Origin of the sequence: Microbacterium kribbense (assembly GCF_039537285.1) — a bacterium.
Classification (GTDB): Bacteria; Actinomycetota; Actinomycetes; order Actinomycetales; family Microbacteriaceae; genus Microbacterium; species Microbacterium kribbense.
This window is the reverse complement of the sequence record NZ_BAABAF010000003.1, coordinates 1-22,953: the sequence shown is the minus strand read 5'-3', so window position 1 is coordinate 22,953 and position 22,953 is coordinate 1. Positions and strand designations below refer to the sequence as shown.

General features: G+C 71.6%; 21 protein-coding genes. 20 read left to right on the top strand and 1 reads right to left on the bottom strand.

The genetic code is table 11. The features are described 5' to 3' along the window. Positions 1 to 62: 62 nt before the first annotated feature. From ABD705_RS04635 to ABD705_RS04550, 18 genes are all read left to right on the top strand, one after another. A complete protein-coding gene (locus ABD705_RS04635) occupies positions 63 to 866 on the top strand; it encodes a TrmH family RNA methyltransferase (protein WP_344781050.1) in 804 nt (267 codons plus the stop codon). A 240-nt stretch (positions 867 to 1,106) separates the two neighbouring features. Beyond that, positions 1,107 to 1,898: an amino acid ABC transporter ATP-binding protein gene (locus ABD705_RS04630; protein ID WP_425562028.1), complete on the top strand. Its 792-nt coding sequence runs from the start codon at positions 1,107 to 1,109 to the stop codon at positions 1,896 to 1,898. A 44-nt stretch (positions 1,899 to 1,942) separates the two neighbouring features. After that, positions 1,943 to 2,839, top strand: a complete 897-nt coding sequence (locus ABD705_RS04625) for a glutamate ABC transporter substrate-binding protein (RefSeq protein WP_344781048.1) — start codon at positions 1,943 to 1,945, stop codon at positions 2,837 to 2,839. Between the two features lie 74 nt (positions 2,840 to 2,913). Then, positions 2,914 to 3,603 (top strand): amino acid ABC transporter permease, encoded by a 690-nt coding sequence (locus tag ABD705_RS04620; RefSeq protein WP_344781046.1) that lies wholly within the window; start codon positions 2,914 to 2,916, stop codon positions 3,601 to 3,603. Continuing rightward, the gene (locus tag ABD705_RS04615; RefSeq protein WP_344781044.1) at positions 3,600 to 4,478 is read left to right on the top strand and encodes an amino acid ABC transporter permease; all 879 of its coding nucleotides are present in this window, start codon (positions 3,600 to 3,602) and stop codon (positions 4,476 to 4,478) included. Before ABD705_RS04620 ends, ABD705_RS04615 begins: the two co-directional genes overlap by 4 nt. 11 nt (positions 4,479 to 4,489) lie before the next feature. Beyond that, positions 4,490 to 5,533 (top strand): phenylalanine--tRNA ligase subunit alpha, encoded by a 1,044-nt coding sequence (pheS, locus tag ABD705_RS04610; protein WP_344781042.1) that lies wholly within the window; start codon positions 4,490 to 4,492, stop codon positions 5,531 to 5,533. Further along, positions 5,533 to 8,058: a phenylalanine--tRNA ligase subunit beta gene (gene pheT / locus ABD705_RS04605; protein ID WP_344781040.1), complete on the top strand. Its 2,526-nt coding sequence runs from the start codon at positions 5,533 to 5,535 to the stop codon at positions 8,056 to 8,058. Before pheS ends, pheT begins: the two co-directional genes overlap by 1 nt. Continuing rightward, positions 8,058 to 8,834 carry an ABC transporter ATP-binding protein gene (locus ABD705_RS04600; protein WP_344781039.1) on the top strand — a complete coding sequence of 259 codons (777 nt, stop codon included), beginning with the start codon at positions 8,058 to 8,060 and terminating at the stop codon, positions 8,832 to 8,834. The genes pheT and ABD705_RS04600 overlap by 1 nt, the downstream gene beginning before the upstream one ends. Continuing rightward, positions 8,816 to 10,408 carry a hypothetical protein gene (locus ABD705_RS04595; RefSeq protein WP_344781038.1) on the top strand — a complete coding sequence of 531 codons (1,593 nt, stop codon included), beginning with the start codon at positions 8,816 to 8,818 and terminating at the stop codon, positions 10,406 to 10,408. The genes ABD705_RS04600 and ABD705_RS04595 overlap by 19 nt, the downstream gene beginning before the upstream one ends. A gap of 42 nt (positions 10,409 to 10,450) precedes the next feature. Then, positions 10,451 to 11,197, top strand: coding sequence for a dienelactone hydrolase family protein (locus ABD705_RS04590; protein WP_344781036.1), 747 nt, complete (start codon positions 10,451 to 10,453; stop codon positions 11,195 to 11,197). Continuing rightward, positions 11,194 to 12,171 carry an NAD-dependent epimerase/dehydratase family protein gene (locus ABD705_RS04585; RefSeq protein ID WP_344781034.1) on the top strand — a complete coding sequence of 326 codons (978 nt, stop codon included), beginning with the start codon at positions 11,194 to 11,196 and terminating at the stop codon, positions 12,169 to 12,171. Before ABD705_RS04590 ends, ABD705_RS04585 begins: the two co-directional genes overlap by 4 nt. 196 nt (positions 12,172 to 12,367) lie before the next feature. Continuing rightward, positions 12,368 to 13,411: an N-acetyl-gamma-glutamyl-phosphate reductase gene (argC, locus tag ABD705_RS04580; protein ID WP_344781032.1), complete on the top strand. Its 1,044-nt coding sequence runs from the start codon at positions 12,368 to 12,370 to the stop codon at positions 13,409 to 13,411. Next, positions 13,408 to 14,565: a bifunctional glutamate N-acetyltransferase/amino-acid acetyltransferase ArgJ gene (gene argJ / locus ABD705_RS04575; RefSeq protein WP_344781030.1), complete on the top strand. Its 1,158-nt coding sequence runs from the start codon at positions 13,408 to 13,410 to the stop codon at positions 14,563 to 14,565. The genes argC and argJ overlap by 4 nt, the downstream gene beginning before the upstream one ends. Then, on the top strand, positions 14,562 to 15,467 hold the full coding sequence (gene argB, locus ABD705_RS04570; protein ID WP_344781028.1) for an acetylglutamate kinase: 906 nt from the start codon (positions 14,562 to 14,564) through the stop codon (positions 15,465 to 15,467). Before argJ ends, argB begins: the two co-directional genes overlap by 4 nt. Next, positions 15,464 to 16,708 (top strand): acetylornithine transaminase, encoded by a 1,245-nt coding sequence (locus ABD705_RS04565; protein WP_425562027.1) that lies wholly within the window; start codon positions 15,464 to 15,466, stop codon positions 16,706 to 16,708. The genes argB and ABD705_RS04565 overlap by 4 nt, the downstream gene beginning before the upstream one ends. Then, positions 16,705 to 17,652, top strand: a complete 948-nt coding sequence (gene argF / locus ABD705_RS04560; RefSeq protein WP_344781024.1) for an ornithine carbamoyltransferase — start codon at positions 16,705 to 16,707, stop codon at positions 17,650 to 17,652. Before ABD705_RS04565 ends, argF begins: the two co-directional genes overlap by 4 nt. After that, a complete protein-coding gene (gene argH / locus ABD705_RS04555) occupies positions 17,649 to 19,073 on the top strand; it encodes an argininosuccinate lyase (RefSeq protein ID WP_344781022.1) in 1,425 nt (474 codons plus the stop codon). The genes argF and argH overlap by 4 nt, the downstream gene beginning before the upstream one ends. 83 nt (positions 19,074 to 19,156) lie before the next feature. Further along, positions 19,157 to 19,822 carry a SatD family protein gene (locus tag ABD705_RS04550; RefSeq protein WP_344781020.1) on the top strand — a complete coding sequence of 222 codons (666 nt, stop codon included), beginning with the start codon at positions 19,157 to 19,159 and terminating at the stop codon, positions 19,820 to 19,822. Positions 19,823 to 19,874: 52 nt separating this feature from the next. Here ABD705_RS04550 and ABD705_RS04545 read toward each other — a convergent pair whose 3' ends face one another. Beyond that, complete coding sequence (locus ABD705_RS04545) at positions 19,875 to 20,471, bottom strand: hypothetical protein (RefSeq protein WP_344781018.1); 597 nt, start codon at positions 20,469 to 20,471, stop codon at positions 19,875 to 19,877. A gap of 79 nt (positions 20,472 to 20,550) precedes the next feature. Here ABD705_RS04545 and tyrS point away from each other — a divergent pair, with 79 nt between their 5' ends. Together tyrS and ABD705_RS04535 are read left to right on the top strand one after the other, a co-directional pair. Then, positions 20,551 to 21,840 carry a tyrosine--tRNA ligase gene (gene tyrS, locus ABD705_RS04540; RefSeq protein ID WP_425562032.1) on the top strand — a complete coding sequence of 430 codons (1,290 nt, stop codon included), beginning with the start codon at positions 20,551 to 20,553 and terminating at the stop codon, positions 21,838 to 21,840. Positions 21,841 to 21,843: 3 nt separating this feature from the next. After that, complete coding sequence (locus ABD705_RS04535) at positions 21,844 to 22,632, top strand: DUF4184 family protein (protein WP_344781014.1); 789 nt, start codon at positions 21,844 to 21,846, stop codon at positions 22,630 to 22,632. Positions 22,633 to 22,953 lie beyond the last annotated feature (321 nt).

The following is a 22,953-nucleotide window of genomic DNA, read 5'->3' as shown; positions in this document are numbered from 1 at the left end:
CGGGCGTCCCCATCAGGGGGGCGCCCGTTCGGCGTCTCGGCCCGGGCCCATAGACTGGGCGCGTGTTGGAGAATCCTCGCTCTGCGCGGGTGCGCGCCGTCGCCAAACTCGCCAAGCGGCGCACCCGGGATGAGACCGGACTGTTCCTGCTGGAGGGGCCGCAGGCGGTTCGTGAAGCGCTCGCCTGGCGTCCCGACGGGATCGTCGAGCTGTACGTCACGCCGACCGCCGCCGCCAAGCATCCCGATCTGCAGCGGGGCGCGGTCGATGCCGGTCTGACCTGGGAGTTCACCACCGAGCAGGTTCTGGACGCGATGGCCGACACCGTCACGCCGCAGGGCGTGCTCGCCGTCGCCCGCCAGTTTCCGACCGGGGTGCGGGACGTCTTCGCCGTCGCGCCGCGGCTGATCGCGATCTGCGCGGAGGTGCGCGACCCGGGCAATCTCGGCACGATCATCCGCGCCGCCGATGCGGCCGGGGCCGATGCCGTGATCCTGACCGGCCGCACCGTCGACCCGTATCACCCGAAGGTGGTGCGCTCGACCACCGGGTCGCTGTTCCACGTGCCGATCTCGCTCGGCGGCGACGTGGCGGATGTCGTGACCGCCGCCCGCTCCGCGGGCTTGCGCGTGATCGCCGCCGATGTGAAGGGCGACGACCTGCTGGCGGCGCGTGAGTCCGGCATCCTCGCCCAGCCGACAGCCTGGCTGTTCGGCAATGAGGCCCGCGGGCTCGACGACGAGGTGCTGGCCCTGGCCGACGCGGCACTGCGACTGCCGATCTACGGCAGCGCCGAGTCGCTGAACCTGGCCACCGCCGCCAGCGTCTGCCTGTACGAGTCCGCCTTCGCGCAGCGCGCCGCCTGACCCGCCCCGCCCCGCCCCGCCCCGCCCTCGCCCGCCCCCGCCCCCGCCCCGCCCCCCGCCGAGGCGGTCCCTTTCCCGCCGAGGTGGTGCGCCACCTTCTCGGCGAAGGACGCGCCTTCTCGGCGGGGGATGCGCCTTCTCGGCGTAGGACGCGCCTTCTCGGAGCGGAGGTCGAACACGATTGGGTTACAGATGGGTGTTCAAGTCGCGATATTCCCAGCCGTTTCTTAAGGTGGAACGATGACCAATCCCGATGACGCGGCTCCGCAGACGTCGAACATCTCCGTCCGCCGCGGCGACCCGCTGGTCGTGGTCGAGAACGTGCAGAAGCACTACGGCGAATTCCAGGCCCTGAAAGACATCGATCTGACCGTGCACCGCGGCGAGGTCGTCGTGGTCATCGGGCCGTCCGGCTCGGGCAAGTCGACGCTGTGCCGCACCATCAACCGGCTCGAGACCATCACCAGCGGCGTGATCACCATCGACGGCAAGGAGCTGCCCAAGGAGGGCAAGGCCCTGGCCGCGCTGCGCAGCGACGTCGGCATGGTGTTCCAGTCGTTCAACCTGTTCTCGCACCTGACGATCCTCGACAACGTCACCCTCGGCCCCATCAAGGTCCGCAAGATGAAGAAGGCGGATGCCGTCGCCGAGGCGCGCACGCTGCTGGAGCGGGTCGGGGTCGGCCAGCAGGCCGACAAGCTGCCCGGGCAGCTCAGCGGCGGCCAGCAGCAGCGCGTGGCCATCGCCCGCGCCCTCGCGATGAACCCGAAGGTGATGCTCTTCGACGAGCCCACCAGCGCCCTGGACCCCGAGATGATCAACGAGGTGCTCGACGTCATGGTGGGGCTGGCGCAGGAGGGCATGACCATGATCGTGGTCACCCACGAGATGGGCTTCGCCCGCAAGGCCGCCGACCGCGTCGTGTTCATGGCCGACGGACAGATCGTCGAAGAGGCGAGCCCGGAGGACTTCTTCGAGCGCCCGAAGTCGGATCGCGCCAAGGACTTCCTGTCCAAGCTGCTCACACACTGAGCACCGGACCGCCACCAAGACCCCCCTCATAAAGGAGAAATCACATGCGAAAAACACGCATCATCGCAGGCCTGAGCGTCGCCGCGGCAGCCCTTCTGGCCCTCACCGCGTGCAACAGCGGCACGCCCGGCACCCCCGGCGGCGACGCCGCGGCCTCCACCCCGTGGACGGTCGCCAGCGGCGTCACGGTCGACAACAGCCCGACGTTCACGCGCATCCAGAAGGCCGACAAGGTCACGATCGGCGTCAAGGAGGACCAGCCGGGCCTGGGCTACCTCGACACGACGACCAACAAGCGCAGCGGATTCGACGTCGACATCGCCCGCTGGATGGCGGCATCCCTCGGCTACGGCGCGGACAAGATCGACTTCAAGCCGATCGCCTCGGCCAACCGCGAGTCGTCCATCGTCAACGGTGACATCGACTTCTATGTCGGCACCTACTCGATCACCGACAAGCGCAAGGAGCAGATCGCCTTCGCCGGCCCGTACTTCATCACCGGCCAGGGCCTGCTGGTGGCCAAGGACAACACCACCATCACCGGCAAGGACTCGCTGACGGCCAGCGACGTCGTGTGCTCGGCCACCGGCTCCACCTCGATCCAGCGGATCAAGGACGAGACCCCGGCCAAGACCAAGGAGTACGACACCTACTCGACCTGTGTGCAGGACCTGCTGCAGGGACAGGTCGATGCCGTCACCACCGACGAGGCGATCCTCCTCGGCTACGCCGCGCAGGACCCCGACCACCTCAAGACCGTCGGCGACGTCTTCAGCGAGGAGCGCTACGGCATCGGCCTGGCCAAGGACGACGCGGGCCTGCAGGCCTTCTTCAACAACGTCCTGACCTCCGGTCACGACGTGTGGCAGAAGATCTTCGACAACAACCTGGGCGCCTCCGGCGTCAAGGGCACGCAGCCCGAGGTCGACCCGGTCGGCTGACCGAGCCCCGGCGGGGGCGCGGCTGCGCCGCCGCCGGCATCCCCGTATCCGCGACGAAGAGAGGCGGCCCGATAGTGGGCATCTCGACCCTGCTGCCGTTCTGGTGGGATGCGATCGTCGGCACCCTGATCCTGTTCGGCGGTGGCGGCATCCTCGCCCTGGTGCTCGGGTTCATCGTCGGCGCCGCGCGCGTCTCGCCGATCCCGATCGCCCGTGCGGCCGGCGCCGTGTACGTGAACTGGATCCGCAACACGCCGCTGACGCTGGTGATGTTCTTCTTCGCGTTCGCGATGCCGATCCTGCTGGGCGCGCGGGTCGACTCGATCATGCTGGCCACGCTCGCCCTGGGCATCTACACCGCCACCTACGTCGCCGAGACCATCCGCTCCGGGGTCAACACGGTTCCGGTCGGGCAGGCCGAAGCGGCCCGCGCCCTGGGCCTGGGATTCGGGCAGGTGATGGGCCTGGTCGTGCTGCCGCAGGCCTTCCGCTCGGTCGTTCCGCCGATGATGAGCGTGTTCATCGCGCTGCTGAAGAACACCACCGTGGCGGCGGGCTTCTCGGTGCTCAACCTCGGCTCGGTCACCGCCTACCTCAGTGAGCACCGCGAGGCCGGCAAGGGTGACAACCTCCTGGTCACGATGATGTCCGGCGAGAACCAGCTGCTGACACTGCTGCTGATCGCGGCGATCTTCGTGGTGCTGGTGCTGCTGCTGGCATGGCTGCAACGGGTGCTCGAGACGAAGTGGAAGGTGCAGCGATGAGTTCCGTGCTCTATGACGTTCCCGGCCCCCGCGCACGGCTGCGCAACCGCATCTTCGGCACGGTCACCGTCCTAGTCGTGCTGGCCGTGATCGCCCTCGTGGTCTGGCGGCTGTTCGCCACCGGCCAGTTCACGGCGCAGAAGTGGTCGATCTTCACCTACTCCGGGCCGTGGATGCTGCTGCTGAACGGGTTGGGCAAGACCCTGTCGGCGTTCATCGTCGCCGGCATCGGCGCGCTCATCCTGGGCTTCATCCTCGCCGTCGGGCGCCTCTCCGACCACGCCTGGGTGCGCGTGCCGGTCGGCTGGATCGTCGAGATCCTGCGGGCCATCCCGGTGCTGATCTTCATGATGCTGATGTATTACGGCCTGCCCGTGGTCGGCGTCAAGATGGACCCGTACTACGCCGTGGTCATCGCCCTGATCGTCTACAACGGCTCGGTGCTCGCCGAGGCCATGCGCGCCGGCGTCGAGTCGCTGCCGCGCGGGCAGGGCGAGGCCGGCTATGCGATCGGCCTGCGCAAGAACGCCGTGATGCGCCTGATCCTCATGCCGCAGGCGATCCGCGCCATGATGCCGATCATCATCTCGCAGCTGGTCGTGGCGCTGAAGGACACGGCGCTGGGCTTCATCATCACCTACCCCGAGCTGCTGTACGTCATCAAGCTGCTGGGCAACCAGGTGCCGTTCGGATCCCCGCTGGTGCCGGCGGCGATCATCGGCGGCACGATCTATGTCGTGCTGTGCCTGATCCTGTCCTACGTCGCCTACCGGGTCGAGAAGAGCACGCGCCGCTCGCCGCGGGTGGCCGCACCGCCGCCCGGCGAGGGCGGGGAGCCGGTGACGATGACGGAGGCCATCGCCACGCGCCGGTAGACTCGGTTCTCGTGTCCGACGAGCGCTCCCAGATCACCCCAGAGGCGGTGGATGCCGCGGTTCAGGCCGCACTGGCAGCCATCGCGGCCGCATCCGATACCACGCAGCTGAAGGCGGCCCGCGCCGCGCATGCCGCGGAGGGGTCACCGCTGGCGCGGCTGAACTCGCGGATGCGCGAGGTCGCCCCCGAGCACAAGGCGCAGTTCGGCAAGCTGATCGGCGCCGGTCGCGGCCAGGTCGCAAAGGCGCTGGGCGCTCGCGAGGCCGAGCTCGAGGCCGTCGAGACCGCCGCGCGGCTGGAGGCGGAGCGGGTGGATGTCACGGCCGTCGCCGCCCGCGCGCGCGTCGGGGCGCGGCATCCGCTCACGCTGCTGCAGGAGCAGATCGGCGAGATCTTCATCGGGATGGGCTGGGAGGTCGCCGAAGGCCCCGAGCTCGAGCACGAGTGGTACAACTTCGACGCGCTGAACCTCGACGAGGACCACCCGGCACGGCAGATGCAGGACACCTTCTACGTCGACCCGGTGGCCCGGCACCTCGTGATGCGCACGCAGACCAGCCCGGTGCAGATGCGGTCGATGCTGACCCGCGAGCTGCCGATCTACATCGTCTCGCCCGGCCGGGTGTTCCGCACCGACGAGTACGACGCCACCCACCTGCCGGTGTTCACGCAGGTCGAGGGGCTCGTGATCGATCGGGGCATCACGATGGCGCACCTGAAGGGCACGCTGGACCACCTGGCCCGGCAGCTGTTCGGCAGCGCCGCGAAGACGCGGCTGCGCACGAACTACTTCCCGTTCACCGAGCCGTCGGCCGAGTTCGACCTGTGGCATCCTACCTTCAAGGGCGGTGCCCGCTGGATCGAGTGGGGTGGCTGCGGCATGGTCAATCCCAACGTGCTGCGTGCGGCCGGCATCGACCCCGAGGTGTACTCGGGGTTCGCGTTCGGCATCGGCGTCGAGCGCGCCCTGATGTTCCGCAGCGATGTGCAGGACATGCGCGACATGGCTGAGGGCGATATCCGGTTCAGCGAGCAGTTCGGGATGGTGGTCTGATGCGCGTCCCGCTCTCGTGGCTGCGTGAATATGTCGACGTGGCGCCGGATGTCACCCCCGAGGACGTGCTGGCGTCCCTCGTGGCGGTCGGGTTCGAAGAAGAGGACGTGCACCGCTTCGAGATCTCCGGCCCCGTCGTGGTCGGCCAGGTGCTCTCGCTCGTGCCCGAGCCGCAGACCAACGGCAAGACGATCAACTGGTGCCAGGTCGACGTCGGCGAGGCGAACGGGGGAGTGCGCGGCATCGTCTGCGGCGCGCACAACTTCGCTGCCTTCGACAAGGTCGTCGTGACGCTGCCCGGATCGGTGCTGCCCGGCCCGTTCCCGATCGCCGCGCGCAAGACCTATGGCCACGTCTCGGACGGCATGATCGCCTCGGCGCGCGAATTGGGCCTGGGCGACGAGCACGACGGCATCCTGCGGCTGGCCGACCTCGGCATCGACGCGCCGGTGGGCGCGGACGCCATCGCGCTGCTGGGACTGGACGACGTGGCCGTCGAGATCAACGTGACCCCCGACCGCGGTTATGCGCTGTCGATGCGGGGTGTCGCCCGCGAGTACGCGCACGCCACCGGGGCGGCGTTCCGCGACCCGGGGGACCGCCCCTGGGGCGAGCTGGGCCAGCCCGAAGGCGGCTTCGCCGTCGCGGTGGCCGACGACGCGCCCATCCGCGGCAACGTCGGCGCCAGCGAGTTCGTGGTCCGCGTCGTGCGCGGCGTCGACCCGTCCGCGCCGACGCCCCCGTGGATGATCGCGCGCCTGGTGCTGGCCGGCATCCGCTCCCTCTCGGTGCTGGTCGACATCACCAACTACGTGATGCTCGAACTGGGCAACCCGGTCCACGGCTACGACCTCGACAAGCTCTCCGGCGGCATCACCGTGCGCCGCGCCCGACCCGGCGAGAAGCTGACCACGCTGGACGATCAGGTGCGCACGCTGGACGAGCAGGACCTGCTGATCACCGACGACTCCGGCCCGATCGGCCTGGCCGGCGTGATGGGCGGCGCGGCCACCGAGATCAGCGCGTCCACCCGCAACGTGCTCATCGAGGCGGCGACCTTCGACCCGGTGACGATCGCGCGCAGCGCACGCCGGCACAAGCTGCCCAGCGAGGCATCCCGCCGCTTCGAGCGGGGCGTCGACCCGGCCATCCCGTTCATCGCTGCCCGGCGCGTGGCCGACCTGATGGTCGAGCTGGCGGGAGGCACGCTGGATGCCGAGGTCGGCGGCGCGCTGTTCACCGCCCACCACCAGGACGGCATCTTCCTGCCCAAGGAGTTCGTCCCGGGCCTTGTCGGCGTGGACTACACGGCCGATGAGATCACCGGCGCATTGGAGATGATCGGCTGCGACGTGGCCGATGTCGAGGGGTTCCGTGCCGGCGGACCGCAGTGGGCGGTCACCCCGCCGTCCTGGCGGCCCGACCTGACCGACAAGTGGACCCTGGCCGAAGAGGTCGCGCGCATCCACGGCCTGGACCGGGTGCCGTCGGTGCTGCCGACGCCGCCGTCCGGCAGCGGCTGGACCGCCGAGCAGCTGGGACGCCGCCGCGTCGCGAATGCGCTGGCCGCCGCCGGCTTGGTCGAGACGCCGTCGTTCCCGTTCACGACCCAGGCCCAGAACGACCTGCACGGCTCGGCCACCGGGCGGTCGCTGCCCGGCGTGCGGCTGGCCAATCCGCTGGACGGCAACGCGCCCTTCCTGCGCCGGTCGCTGATCCCCGGCCTGCTGCAGGTCGCGCACCGCAACGCGGCACGCGGGTTCACGAACCTGGCGCTGTTCGAGGCCGGCGCGGTGTTCCTGCCCGAACCGGGCGTGGCCTACGGCACCGACTTCGTGCCGCCGCTGGCACAGCGTCCCGACGACGACGTGCTGGCCGCGCTGAACGCCGCGCTGCCGCCGCAGCCGCGGCATGTCGCGGTGCTGCTGGCCGGCGACGCCGTGGCCAAGGCGCCCGGGCAGACGGCGGTGCCGGTGTCGCTGGCCGACGCGCTGCATGCCGTCGCCACGATCGCCGCCGCCGCCGGCGCACGCATCGACGTGATCCAGTCCGAGCGCGCCGCCCTGCACCCAGGGCGCACCGGGGTGCTGACGGCCGCCGGCCACGAGGTCGGCTATGTCGGCGAGCTGCTGCCGGCCGTGACCGCGGGCGCCGACCTGCACGGGCGCGTGTACGTGGCCGAGCTCGACCTCGACGCGGTGCTGGATGCCCGCACCCCCGTGGTCGCGGCATCCCTGTCCACGCACACCCCCGCGACGCAGGACGTCTCGCTGGTGGTGCCGGCCGGGGTGCCGGCGAGCGACGTCCGCCAGGCGCTGGTGGACGGCTGCGGCGCGCTGCTGGAGTCGCTGCATCTGGTCGACGACTATCGCGGGCCGGGCCTGGCGGAGGGGACGAAGAGCCTCACCTTCGGGCTGCTGTTCCGCGCCGCCGGCAGGACGCTGACCGCCGCGGAGGCCACCGACGCCAAGCTGCAGGGCGTCGAGGTGGCGGCCGAGCGGTTCGGCGCCACGATCCGCGACTGATGACGCCACCGAGCCCGCCGTCGGTCCCCGCGCTGCAGGTGCGCGGTCTCGCCAAGCGCTTCGGCCAGAAGCAGGCGGTCGCCGGCATCGACCTCGATGTGCCCTCGGGCTCGTTCTACGGGCTGGTCGGACCCAACGGCGCCGGCAAGACCACGACCCTGTCGATGGCCACCGGACTGCTGCGCCCCGACGCGGGGCAGGTACTCGTGCACGGCACCGACGTGTGGGCGCACCCGGTGCGGGCCAAGCGCATCATCGGCAACCTCGCCGACGGCGTGCGGCTGTTCGACCGGCTCACCGGCGCGCAGCTGCTCACCTACACGGCGATGATGTTCGGCATCCCGCGTGGCCAGATCGCTCAGCGCACCGCCGACCTGCTCGCGATGATGGACCTGGGCGAGGCCGCCGGCACGATCGTCGCCGACTACTCCGCCGGCATGACGAAGAAGATCGCGCTGGCGTGCGCGCTGGTGCACGCACCCCGGCTTCTCGTGCTCGACGAGCCGTTCGAATCGGTCGATCCCGTCTCGGCCGCGAACATCGAGGACGTGCTGCGCGGCTACACCGCCTCGGGCGGCTCGGTCATCGTGTCGAGCCACTCGATGGACCTCGTCCAGCGCATGTGCGACCACGTCGCCGTCCTCGCCGCGGGCCGGGTCCTGGCAGCCGGCACCGTCGACCAGGTGCGCGCGGGCCAGAGTCTGCAGGACCGGTTCATCTCGCTGGTGGGTGGCCGGCACACCTCCGGGGGACCGGAATGGTTGCGACAGTTCTGACGCTGCGCTACCGCATCCTGGCCAACACCCTCACCCGCAACGTGTGGCAGCTGGTCGGATTCGTGCTCGGCATGTTCTGGGCCGCATGCGCGCTGGTCGCCGTTCTCGTGGGCTTCATCGCCCTGGCCATCTGGGAGGGGGCTCCCGAGGCGCGGCTCGTCGCCGTCGCAGGAGGGTCGCTGCTCGTGCTGGGCTGGGTGATCGGGCCCGTGCTGATCGCGGGCTCCGACATGACGGTGGATGCCGGCCGGCTGGCGCCGTTCCCGCTCTCCCGGCGTCAGACGATGCTCGCCCTGGCCGGCATCGGACTCACCGGCGTGCCCGGAATCGCCACCTCGGCCGCCGCGCTGAGCACCATCGTGCTGTGGGCGCGCTGGCCGGTGGCGGCCGTGGTCGGCCTGGTCGGCGCGGTCCTCGGGGTGCTCACGTGCGTTCTGGCCGGCCGGCTCGCCACCACCTGGTCGGCGGGCCTGGGCTCGAAACGCCGTGGCCGTGAGATCGTCGGCACGGTGCTGCTGGCCCTGCTCGTGCTGACCGGGCCGACCATCACCGGCGTGGCGACGCTGCTGGATGCCGCCGGCGGAGTCGGCGACCGGGTGGCCGGCGTCGTCGCGGTGCTCGGCTGGACGCCGCTCGGCGCAGCATGGGCGGCGCCGGCGGATCTGGCCGCGCCGAGCGGCGCCGGGTGGCTGCCCGCGATGGCCCGGCTGGCCATCGCGGCGGCGAGTGTGATCGTGCTCTGGCTCGCGTGGTCGCGCGCGCTGGACGGCGTGACGGACTCGCCCGCGCGGCGCACGGCGCGCAGTGCTCGCGCGCGCTCACTGGGCTGGTTCGGGCGCGTGCCCACGGGTGATGTCGGCGCCACTTGGGCGCGCGCGCTCACTGCCTGGCTGCGCGATCCGCGCTACCTGCGCCAGCTGCTGTTCGTTCCGCTGCTGCCGATCGTGTTCCTGGTGGGGCAGGGCGTCGACGGACCGCTGTTCGCGTCCTCGGCGGTCGCGGTCGCCCTTCTGCAGGGGATCGCCGGCTACAGCGACGTCTCGTATGACGGGACCGCGTTCGGCACGGTGCTGGCCACCGGCATCCGGGGGAGCCACGACCGGCTCGGTCGGCTCCTGGGCGCCGCATGCATCGGCGTGCCCGCGGTGCTGGCCGTGGGCGCGGTGACTCTGGCGATCGCCGGCGACGCACACCGGGCACCGGCCGTGTTCGGCGCCGCGCTCGCGCTGCTGCTGTCCGGCTATGCCGTCTCGGCCGTGGCCTCGGCGCTGCTGGTCGTGCCGGTTCCGGCGCCCGGTGACAGCCCGTTCCGCAGGGTGCCCGGGCAGACGATGGCAAGCGGCCTGCTCGTGTTCGTCGTGATGGCGGCGATGCTCGTGCTGGCCGCGCCCGCGCTCGTGCTCGCCCTGATCGGCGCACTGGCCGATCTCACGCTGGTCTCGTGGCTCTCGCTTGCCGTCGCGGTCGTGGTCGGGGTCGCGGCGATCGCCGTCGGCGTGGTCGTCGGCGGGCGCCTCCTCGATCGCACCGGTCCCGACCTGCTGCAGCGCATCAAGGCGTTCCCCACCCGGTGACCCGGCGCCCCCCCCGACGCCGGGCTGGCGTAGCGTGGTGCCATGTCTGAGGTCGTCTCGCTCCCGCAGCCCGATTCATCCGAACCGCTCGAGGTCTATGTGGCCCGCCCCGACGGCGCGCGGCGCGGCGGCCTGATCGTCATCCACGAGATCTGGGGGCTGACCGACCACATCCGCGACGTCGCCGACCGCTTCGCCGCGCAGGGCTGGCTGGTCGCCGCCCCCGACATCCTCACGCATGCCGGCGTCACTCCGGCCGCCGGCACTGAGCTGTTCGCGCTGATGAACGACCCCGACGAGAAGGTGCGGGTGGCCGCCCAGCCGCGCATGCGCGACGCGCTCGCCGAGGCCCACGATCCCGGCTACGCCGCGTGGGCGCTGCGGGCGCTGCGCACTGCGGTGGACTGGCTCGCCGCCCAGCCCGGCGCCGGTGGCCGGCTGGCCGCGACCGGCTACTGCTTCGGCGGCACGTACACGTTCCTGCTGGCGGCATCCGATGACCGCATCCGTGCCGCGGCACCCTTCTACGGCGCGGCACCCGACACCGCCCGCATCGCCGCGATCGAGGCACCGGTGCTCGCCTTCTACGGGGGCCAGGACGCCACATTGATGAAGGCGCTGCCGACCGTGCGCGAGCAGATGGCCGCCGCCGAGGTGGACTTCACCCCCGTGGTCTACCCGGACGCGCACCACGCGTTCTTCAACGACACCGGCAGCCGCTACGACGCGGATGCCGCCGCCGACGCCTGGGCGAAGGTCACGGTCTTCCTCGCCGACGCCGTCGCATGAGCCGGGTCCTCCTCCTCGGCGGCACGGGCTGGCTCGGCTCCCGCATCGCGGAGCGCTTCGTCGCCGCCGGCGCGGACGTCACGTGCCTGGCCCGCGGCGTCCGTCCCGCCCCGGCCGGCACCCGTCCGGTCGCCGCCGACCGCACCCGCCCCGGCGCCTACACGGGGCTGACCCGCACCGAATGGGACAAGGTCGTCGACGTGACCAGCGATGCCCATTCCGCCGCCGACGCGGTCGCCGCGCTCGGCGACACGGCCCGGCACTGGACGTTCGTGTCGACCGTCTCGGTCTACGCCGACGACACCGTCGTCGGCGCCGACGAGTCCGCCGAGCTGGTCGAGCCCGACCCCGAGGCGTCCGAACTGGACTACCCGCAGGCCAAGGCCGCGGCCGAGGCCAGCGTGCGGGCCGGGGTCGGCCCGCGCGCGGCCATCATCCGCCCCGGCCTGATCGTCGGTCCCGGCGACCCGTCTGACCGCTTCGGCTACTGGGTGGGGCGGTTCGCGTCCGCCGGCGCCGAGCCGGTGCTGGTGCCGGATGCGGCCGGGCGGGACGCATCCGTCATCGATGTCGACGACCTGGCCGACTTCATCCACGCCGCCGGGGCGGACGGCTGGGTCGGCACCGCCAACGCGGTCGGCGACCCGGTGCCGCTGGACGACGTGCTCGCCGCCGCCCGCGCGGTCGCCGGGCACACCGGCCCCACACTCGTCGCCGGCGACGAGTGGCTGACCGAGCACTCGGTCGCGTACTGGGCGGGGCCGCGCTCGCTGCCGCTGTGGATGCCGCGGGAGATGGTCGGGTTCGCCACGCGCAGCAACGCCGTCTTCCACGCCCGCGGCGGCCGCCTGCGCCCGCTCGCGGCGACGCTGCAGCGCACTCTCGACGACGAGCGCGCGCGGGGACTGCGGCGGGATCGCCGCGCCGGGCTGACCCGCGCCGAGGAGCGCGAGCTGCTGCGCGCGCTGGCGTAACAGATTTGCGGATGCCCGGGCTTCGGCGATATCGTCGGGCCATGCCCGCATCGAACCTTCAGTCGCTCGTTCTGAGCCTCGGTTCCGCGCGCCGCCGTCTGGGCGACCGCCGACGCTAGGCGACCCCGCGCGCCCCTCCGCGCCGTGGTGTCGCCGCTGTTCCCGGCTGTGCCAACCCAGAAACTAAGGTAGAAGAATGACCTATTCGGTCGCCGTCTCCGGCGCCTCCGGCTATGCGGGAGGCGAGATCCTGCGCATCCTCGCCGCCCACCCCGACGTGCACATCCGCACCGTCACGGCGCACTCCAGCGCCGGCCAGCCGCTGCTGGCGCACCAGCCGCACCTGCGCAGTCTGTCGCACTTGACGCTGCAGCAGACCACGCCCGAGATCCTCGCCGGCCACGACATCGTGTTCCTGGCGCTGCCGCACGGCCAGTCCGGGCAGTACACCGACGCCCTGGGCGACACTCCGCTGGTGATCGACGCCGGCGCGGACCACCGCCTGGTCAGCCAGGCGGACTGGGACGTGTTCTACGGCGGCGCCTTCCACGAGCCGTGGGCCTACGGCGTGCCCGAGCTCCCGGTCGCCGGCGGCACGCAGCGGGACCGGCTGGTCGGGGCTTCCCGCATCGCCGCCCCCGGCTGCAACGCGTCGACGGTGAGCCTGAGCCTGGCACCCGGCGTCGCCGCGGGCGTGATCGACGCCACCGACATCGTCAGCGTGCTGGCGGTCGGCCCCTCGGGTGCCGGCAAGAGCCTGAAGACGCACCTGCTCGGCAGTGAGATCCTGGGCTCCGCCAACCCGTACTCGGTCGGCGGCGTGCACCGGCACATCCCCGAGATCCGGCAGGCGCTGACCGCGGCCGGCGGCACCGACGTGCGCGTCTCGTTCACGCCCGTGATCGTGCCGATGGCCCGTGGCATCCTCGCCACCAGCTCGGCCCGCATCGCCGTCGGCGCCACCGACGCGCAGATCCGCGCCGCGTGGGAGCAGGCCTACGGCGACGAGACGTTCGTGCACGTGCTGCCCGAGGGGGTCTACCCGCGCACCGCCGATGTCATCGGCGCCAACACCGCGCTGATGGGCCTGCACATCGACCGCAGCACCGACCGGGTGACCGTGGTCACCGCGGTCGACAACCTCGTCAAGGGGACCGCCGGCGCCGCCGTGCAGTCCATGAACATCGCGCTCGGCCTGCCCGAAGACCGCGCCCTCACCGTGAACGGAGTCGCGCCGTGACCGTCACCGCACCGAAGGGGTTCGAGGCGGCCGGCGTCGCCGCCGGGCTCAAGTCCACCGGCAAGCCCGACGTGGCGGTGGTCGTCAACCGCGGCCCGCTCAAGGTCGGCGCGGCGGTGTTCACCGGCAACCGGGCCAAGGCCAACCCGATCCTGTGGTCGGAGCAGGCCATCGGCGACGGCGTCGTCGAGGCGATCGTGCTCAACTCGGGCGGGGCGAACTGCTTCACCGGCGCATTCGGCTTCCAGACCACGCACGCCACCGCCGAGAAGGCCGCCGAGCTGCTGGGCGTCAGCTCGGGCGACGTCGTCGTGTGCTCGACGGGCCTGATCGGCTCGGGCGACGAGGTCTTCCGCGCCAAGGTGCTCGACGGCGTCGAGAAGGGCGTCGCAGCCCTGTCCGCCGACGGCGGGCAGGACGCCGCCGCGGCCATCATGACCACCGACACGGTCAGCAAGACGGCGGTGCACCACGGCGACGGCTGGACGATCGGCGCAATGGCCAAGGGCGCCGGGATGCTGGCGCCCGGGCTGGCCACGATGCTCGTGGTGATCACCACCGACGCGGTGCTTCAGGCCGCGCAGGCCGACGCCGCGCTGCGGGCGGCGACGCGCACGAGCTTCGACCGGCTCGACTCCGACGGCTGCATGTCGACCAACGACCAGGTCACGCTGCTGGTCAGCGGGGCCTCCGGGCGCACCCCCGACCCCGCGGCGTTCGCGGCGGCGCTGGCGCAGGTGTGCGGCGAACTGGCCCGCAAGCTGCAGGGCGACGCCGAGGGCGCCAGCCACGACATCACGATCGAGGTCGCGCACGCGGCATCCGAATCCGACGCCGTCGAGGTGGGCCGCTCGGTCGCACGCAACAACCTGTTCAAGACGGCGATCTTCGGCAACGACCCCAACTGGGGGCGCGTGCTGGCGGCGATCGGCACGACGCAGGCCGCGTTCGACCCGTACGACACGGATGTCTGGATGAACGGCGTGCGGGTGTGCACCGCGGGAGGACCGGACGCCCCGCGCGAGCAGGTCGACCTGACCCCGCGCGCCACGCACGTGCTGATCGATCTCAAGTCGGGGCCGGCCACCGCCACGATCCTGACCAACGACCTCACGCACGACTACGTCCACGAGAACAGCGCCTATTCGTCATGACCCAGACCCGCATCCAGGACACCGACCCCGCACTCGCCTCGGCGAAGGCCGAGACGCTGATCGAGTCGCTGCCGTGGCTGCGCCGCTTCCGCGACCAGATCGTCGTGATCAAGTACGGCGGCAACGCCATGGTCTCCGAGGAGCTGCAGGATGCCTTCGCCGCCGACATCGCCTATCTGCGCTATGTCGGGGTGCGGCCGGTGGTCGTCCACGGCGGCGGGCCGCAGATCTCGGCGATGCTGGACCGGCTCGCGATCCCCAGCGAGTTCAAGGGCGGCTACCGGGTCACCTCCACCGAGGCGATCTCGGTGGTGCGGATGGTGCTGACCGGGCAGATCAACCCGCAGCTGGTCGGCAAGATCAACGCGCACGGCCCGATCGCGACCGGCCTGTCCGGCGAGGACGCCGGCCTGTTCGGCGGCCGCCGCCGGGGTGTGGTCATCGACGGCGTCGAGCATGACCTGGGCCGGGTGGGCAACGTCGTCCAGGTCGACCCGCGGCCGATCCTGGACCACCTGGCGGCCGGGCGCATCCCGGTCGTCTCCTCGATCGCGCCCGACCTGGACAACCCCGGTCATTCCCTGAACGTGAACGCCGACGCCGCCGCCGCGGCGCTGGCGGTCGCGCTGCCGGCGGTCAAGCTCATCATCCTCACCGACGTCGCGGGGCTCTACGCCGACTGGCCGAACCGGCAGTCGCTGGTCTCGCACCTGACCGTCGCCGAGCTGGACGCGATGCTGCCGACGCTCGAGTCGGGCATGATCCCGAAGATGCGCGCGTGCCTGGACTCGGTGCGCGGCGGCGTCGAGACGGCGGCCATCATCGACGGCCGGGTGCCGCATTCGGTGCTGGTGGAGATCCTCACCGAGGACGGAATCGGAACGGAAGTGGTGGCGCAATGACGACGGGGCAGACAGTGACGACGGGCGCAGCGGCGACGGGATCGGGCGCGGCGACGTGGCAGCGTGACGCCTCCCGCGACCTGCTCAACGTCGGCGGCCGGCTGGCGCTGCTGGTGCGCGGCGAGGGCTCGCACGTGTGGGACGCCGACGGCACCCGCTATCTGGACTTCCTCGGCGGCATCGCCGTGAACTGCCTCGGGCACGCGCATCCGGTGTTCGTCGCGGCCGTCGCCTCCCAGGCGCAGACCCTCGCGCACGTGTCGAACTACTTCGCCACCCCGCCGCAGCTCGAGCTGGCCGCCCGCCTGAAGCGCCTGGCCGGCGCCGGCGACGACGCGCACGTGTTCTTCGCCAACTCCGGCTCCGAGGCCAACGAGACGGCGATCAAGCTGGCCCGGCTGCACGCCAATCAGACCGGCAAGAGGATGATCCTCAGCCTCGAGCACGCGTTCCACGGCCGCACCCTGGGGTCGCTGTCGCTGACGCCCAAGCCGCTGTACCAGGATGCCTTCCGCCCGCTGCTGCCGGATGTCGGCTACATCGAGCCGACGATCTCGGCGCTGGAGGCGGACGTCGACGACACCGTCGCGGCGCTGTTCGTCGAGCCGATCCAGGGCGAGGCCGGCGTCGTGCCGCTGCCGGACGGATTCCTGCGGCGCGCCCGCGAGTTGACCGCGGCGCACGGCGCGCTGCTGATCGTCGACGAGGTGCAGACCGGCGTCGGGCGCACCGGCAGCTGGTTCGCGTTCCAGCGCGAGGGCATCGTGCCCGACGCGATGACGCTGGCCAAGGGCATCGCCGCCGGCTTCCCGCTGGGCGCGATGATCACCTTCGGCGACCACGACCTGTTCTACCCGGGCACGCACAACTCCACCTTCGGCGGCAATCCGCTGGCCACCGCCGTCGGCAACGCCGTGCTGGCCGAGATCGAGGACGCCGACCTGCTGGCCAACGTCACGGCGCGCGGCGCGCAGCTGCGCGCCGCGGTCGAGGGCCTGCCGCTGGTGGCCGGCACCCGCGGCGAAGGCCTGCTGATCGGCATCATGCTGACCGCATCGGTGGCCGGCGCCGTGCGCGCCGCGGCGCAGGAGCGCGGCCTGATCATCAATGCCCCCACCGACGACGTGATCCGGATCGCGCCCGCCTACACGATCGGCGACGCCGAGATCGACGAATTCACCACCCTGTTCGCGGCGGCCCTTTCCGCAGTCGCCGCATCCGACCCGAAAGAAGCCGCATGACCCGCCACCTGCTGCGCGACGATGATCTGACCCCGGCCGAGCAGGCCGAGATCCTCGACCTCGCCCTCGAGCTCAAGGCCGACCGCTGGTCGCTGCGGCCGCTGGCCGGTCCGCAGACCGTCGCGGTGATCTTCGACAAGTCCTCCACCCGCACGCGGGTGTCATTCGCCGTCGGCATCGCCGACCTGGGCGGCATCCCGCTGATCATCTCCACCGCCAACAGCCAGCTCGGCGGCAAGGAGACCCCGGCCGACACCGCCCGCGTCATGGAGCGCCAGGTCGCCGCCATCGTGTGGCGCACCTACGCCCAGGCGGGGCTGGAGGAGATGGCCCGCGGCACCCGGGTGCCGGTCGTGAACGCGCTCAGCGACGACTTCCACCCGTGCCAGCTGCTGGCCGACCTGCTCACGATCCGCGAGCACAAGGGCGAGCTGAAGGGTCTGACCCTCGCGTTCTTCGGCGACGGCCGCTCGAACATGGCGCACTCGTACATGCTGGCCTGCGTGACCGCCGGCATGCACGTGCGGGTCGCCGCGCCGGAGAACTACACGCCGCGGGCGGATGTCGTCGCCGACGCCGAGCGCCGCGCCGCCGAGACCGGCGGATCGCTGACGCTGTTCACCGACGGCGACCAGGCCGCGGCCGGCGCCGACGTGATCGTCACCGACACGTGGGTGTCGATGGGCAAGGAGGAGGAGAAGCTCGAGCGGATCCGCGACCTGGGCGCCTACAAGGTGACCCCCGACACGATGAGCCAGGCCGACCGCGACGCGATCTTCATCCACTGCCTGCCCGCCGATCGCGGCTACGAGGTCGACGCCGCGGTCATCGACGGACCGCAGTCGGTGGTGTGGGACGAGGCGGAGAACCGACTGCACGCACAGAAGGCGCTGCTGGTCTGGCTGCTGCGCCAGAACGGCACCGCCGCGCAGGTGGCGGCATGACCGGCCGGCACGGCACCAACGAGGGCGCGCTGTGGGGCGCCCGCTTCGCGACCGGCCCGGCACCCGAGCTCGCCGAGCTGAGCCGCTCGACGCAGTTCGACTGGGTGCTCGCCCCCTATGACATCGCCGGTTCCCGCGCGCACGCCGCAGCGCTGCACGCCGCCGGGTACCTCACCGACGAGCAGCTGCAGGGCATGCGCGCCGCACTGGACGAACTGGACGCGGATGTCGCCTCCGGCGCCTTCACCGCCGCGCCCGCCGACGAGGACGTGCACGGGGCGCTCGAGCGCGGCCTGATCGAGCGCGCCGGAGCAGAGCTGGGCGGACGCCTGCGCGCCGGCCGCAGCCGCAACGACCAGATCGCGACCCTGGTGCGGCTGTACCTGCTCGACCACGCCCGCATCATCACCCACGGCATCCTGCGTCTGGTCGACGCGATCGTCGCGCAGGCCGAGGCCCACCCGGGCGCCATCATGCCGGGCCGCACCCACCTGCAATCGGCCCAGCCGATCCTGCTGGCCCACCACCTGCAGGCGCACGGCTGGCCGCTCGTGCGCGATCTGGAGCGGCTGCGCGACTGGTCGGCCCGGGCGCGGGTCTCGCCGTACGGCGGGGGAGCGCTCGCCGGGTCGAGCCTGGGTCTGGACCCCGCCCTGGTGGCCCGCGAGCTGGGCCTGGACCGGCCGTCCGAGAACTCGCTGGACGGCACCGCGGCCCGCGACGTGGTCGCTGAGTTCGCCTTCATCTCCGCGCAGATCGGCGTGGACCTGTCCCGCTTCGCGGAAGACATCATCCTATGGAACACGCGCGAGTTCGGCTTCGTCACGCTCGATGACGGCTACTCGACCGGCTCGAGCATCATGCCGCAGAAGAAGAACCCCGACATCGCCGAGCTCGCGCGCGGCAAGGCCGGCCGGGTCATCGGCAACCTCACCGGGCTGATGGCGACGCTGAAGGGGCTGCCGATCGCCTACAACCGCGATCTGCAGGAGGACAAGGAGCCGGTCTTCGACTCGGTGCGCACCCTCGAGGCCCTGCTGCCGGCCTTCGCCGGCATGGTCGCGACGATGCGCTTCGACACCGAGCGGATGGCGCTGCTGGCGCCGCAGGGTTTCTCGCTGGCGACCGACGTCGCGGACTGGCTGGTGCGCCAGGGCGTGCCCTTCCGCGACGCGCACGAGATCTCCGGCGCCCTGGTGCGGGCCTGCGAGGCACGGGGTATCGGACTGGAAGATGCCTCGGACGAGCTGCTCGTGGAGGTCTCGGCGCACCTGCAGCCGGCGGTGCGCGACGTGCTGACGATCGAAGGATCCGTCGCCAGCCGCGACGGCGCCGGCGGCACCGCTCCGGTGCGGGTGGCCGAGCAACGGGCCGAACTGGTGGCACGCGCCCAGGCCGCCGCGCGTGCGCTCGGGGTCTAGCGCCGGCACGCACTCGAGCTTATAACTTTCATATCATCAGATAAACACTGATATACCTGGAACATCAGTGATAGTCTCATATCATGACCGCTGCCATGATCGTCGACATCGTCGGCTCCCGTCGCCTCCGCGATCGGGCCACGGCCCAGCACGCGCTCGATGAGGCCCTCGCAGGCCTGGCGGCGGACCTGCCGGTCGCGACCGTGCCGCTGCACCCGATCGTCGGCGACGAGATGCAGGGCGTGTATCCGGACCTCGATGCGGCGCTGAGCGCATCGCTGCTGCTGCAGCTGACGCTGCCCGACCTCGTGCAGTGCCGCTTCGGCATCGGCCTGGGGGAGGTGGGCATGGTGCCTTCGGCCGCCGGCGGCATCTCGGACGGACCGGGCTGGTGGGCCGCCCGCGCCGCGATCGACACCGTCGAAGCGCTCGCGCAGCGCACCGTGCGGTCCGCGCGCGTGCGGGTCGCGGCATCCGACGACCGCCCCGACGACCAGATCACCGACGAACCCGGCGATCCGCAGGCGGCGGCCGTGCGCCGCGCGAACGCCTACCTGCTCGCGCGCGATGAACTGATCGCGGCGATGAGCGAGCGCACCCGGCGCCTGACCCGGGGCCGTTGCCTGGGGGCCACCCAGGCGGCCCTGGCCGCTGCCGAGGGGATCACCCAGTCGGCGGTCTCGCAGGCGCTGTCGGCCGGCGGCTCGGCGGCCGTCGTGGCGGGCTACCGGCTGCTGCGCGGCGCCTGAGGTGGGGGCCGCAGTCGCGCCGGGTCGCCGGCCGTGGCCTCGTCGGCCATGGTCAGCCGATCGCCAGGCGCAGCAGCACGCCGACGGCGCACGACCACAGCAGGCTCGTCATGGTGCCGATGATGAACCGCTCGCGCGCCTCTGCCGCGGCCAGCTCCGAGAATCGGCCGACGCTCTTGACGGCCACGATGACCGCGATCGCGGCCGGGTAGCCGGTCAGGATGGACAGCACCGCCGCCAGCCGCTCCAGGTAGCCGATCACGGTGCCGCCGCGCATCAGAGTGCGGGTCGCGCCGGTTGCGGCATCCGGCTCCGTCGCCGTCAGCACGATGCCGCCGTCATCCGTCTCGCGCACCCGGTCGCCGGCGGCGATCTGCAGCACGTGCCGGGTCAGCGGATTGCCGCCGAGCACCGCCGCGGTGATCCCGAGGATCGCCACGAGCACCCCCATCAGGGACGGGACCCGCACCGGCGCGATCGCCGCGATCAACAGGGCGAGCACGACCAGGCCGGCCGCCACCGACAGCCGCGTGGTCGCCGGTCGACGCAGCGAGATGACGATCAGCACCAGCACCACGCATAGCACCAGAAACAGGCAGATCGACCAGATCGCGACGAGCAGCACGTCCGCTCCGGGTGACAGGGTCATGCTCGGCAGTCTGCCACGTGGTGCCGACGCGGGGCATCCGATCGCCGCTGATACCCTGAAACACGTGTCTGAAACCGCACTGAGCGCGACCGCCCCCGCCAACGATCCGACGTTCGACGGCGTCTGGGACGAGATCGTGTGGCGCGGGCTCGTGCACGTGTCCACCGATGCCGACGCGCTGCGCGAACTGCTGAACGGCGACCCGATCACGTACTACTGCGGCTTCGACCCGACGGCGCCGAGTCTGCACCTGGGCAACCTGGTGCAGCTGCTGCTGCTGCGCCGGCTGCAGCTGGCCGGACACCGCCCGCTCGGCCTGGTCGGCGGGTCCACCGGTCTGATCGGCGACCCCCGGCCCACCGCCGAGCGCACGCTGAACACGAAAGAGACCGTCGGCGAATGGGTGCAGCGGCTGCGCGGGCAGGTCGAGCGCTACCTGGACTTCACGGGCGACAACGCGGCGCGCATGGTCAACAACCTGGACTGGACGGCGCCGCTGTCGGCGATCGATTTCCTGCGCGAGATCGGCAAGCACTATCGGGTCGGCACGATGCTGAAGAAGGATGCCGTCGCGGCGCGCCTGAACTCGGATGCCGGCATCAGCTACACCGAGTTCAGCTACCAGATCCTGCAGGGCCTGGACTTCCTCGAGCTGTACCGCCAGTACGACTGCCTGCTGCAGACCGGTGGCAGTGACCAGTGGGGCAACCTGACCAGCGGCACCGACCTGATCCGCCGAGTCGAAGGCGCCACCGCGCACGCGATCGGCACGCCGCTGATCACCAACAGCGACGGCACGAAGTTCGGCAAGAGCGAGGGCAACGCCATCTGGCTCGACCCCGAGATGTGCAGCCCCTACCGGATGTACCAGTTCTGGCTCGGCACCGCCGACGACGACGTGATCCAGCGTCTGAAAGTGTTCACGTTCCTGACCCGCGCCGAGATCGAGCACTACGAACAGCTCGTCCGGGCCGAGCCGTTCCGCCGTGCGGCGCAGAAGCGCCTGGCCGTGGAGGTCAGCACCACGGTGCATGGCAGCGAGGTCACCGCGGCCGTGGTCGCGGCATCCGACGCGCTGTTCGGCAGCGGCGACCTGACGGCTCTGGATGCCGGCACGCTGCGCAGCGCGCTGGAAGAGCTGCCGCACATCGAGGCGATCTCACCGATCGGCGTCGTGCAGGCGCTGGTCGACACCGGACTGGTCGCCAGTCTCGGCGAGGCGCGGCGGGCCATCGCGCAGGGCGGGGTCGCGCTCGACGGGGTGCGCGTGGCCGACGAGGGGGTGCTGGCCACCGGGGCGCTGCCGGGTGGGGTCTCGGTGCTGCGGCGCGGCAAGAAGACCCTCGCCGGCGTGTTCGTCACCGGATAGCCTGTGCCGTTCACCGCCAGTCACGCCGTCCTCGCGCTGCCGTTCATCAGAACGCCGCTGCTGCCGGCGGCGATCGCGGTGGGGGCGATGGCGCCCGACCTGCCGCTGTTCCTGCGGGGCACACCGCTGAACTACGACCTCACGCATACGAACATCGCCGTCAGCGCGACGCTCGCCCTGGCGCTGCTGGTGCTCTGGTACGCGCTGCTGCGCCCGGCCGTGCGCGGGCTCTCGCCGCACTGGCTGGCGGCGCGGCTGCCCGCCGAATGGGACCGGATGCCACCGCTGCCGCGCCGCGCGCGACGATGGGTGTGGCTCGCCGTGTCGCTGGTGCTCGGTGTGATCTCGCACGTCGCGTGGGATGCGTTCACGCACGACGGACGCGGGGGAGTGCGCCTGGTCCCCGCCCTGGACCGGCCGTGGGGCCCGCTGACCGGCTACAAGTGGCTGCAGCACGGCTCCAGCGCGCTCGGCCTGCTGGTGCTCGCGACCTTCGCGGCGGTATGGCTGGCGCGCCGCCGGCCCGTCGCCGCGGTGACGGGGGTGCTGCCGACGTGGCTGCGATGGGCGGGATGGCTCGCGCTGGCGCCGATCCTGGTGACCGCGTGGGCGATCGGCTTCGCGGCACACGGCCCCTTCACCGCGGGCTACACGCCGCAGCACCTGGCCTACCAGGCGCTTCCGCCCGCCTGCGCGGTCTGGGCGGCCGTCATGGTGGCGCTGTGCGTCGTCGATCGTGTCGTCCGGGTCCGTGCTCATGACCGGGCACCTGCAGGGCAAAACGCCCCCTGACCGGGCAGACACGCCCGGGCTGCGGGCCCGATTGGACGAGCCTGCCGCGGTACACGTAAAGTAATACCTGTTCGCCCCACAGGGGCAGCGGAGGGCCGGAAGGCCCCGCCCCCTCAAGCAGCGGACGATCCCCTTCCTTCCTTTCCACCTCAGGGTGGTCATCCAGTCTTCTGGGTGTAGGATGGGGAACCCAGCCTTACGGCGTGTCGGTAGACGCGCCCGACAGGTGGGGTATGGTTGTGAGGTTGCCCTGTGATGATGGCCGGTTGTTGTGGTCTTAGTTGTGGGTGCGTCTGGTCCTTGAGAACTCAACAGCGTGCA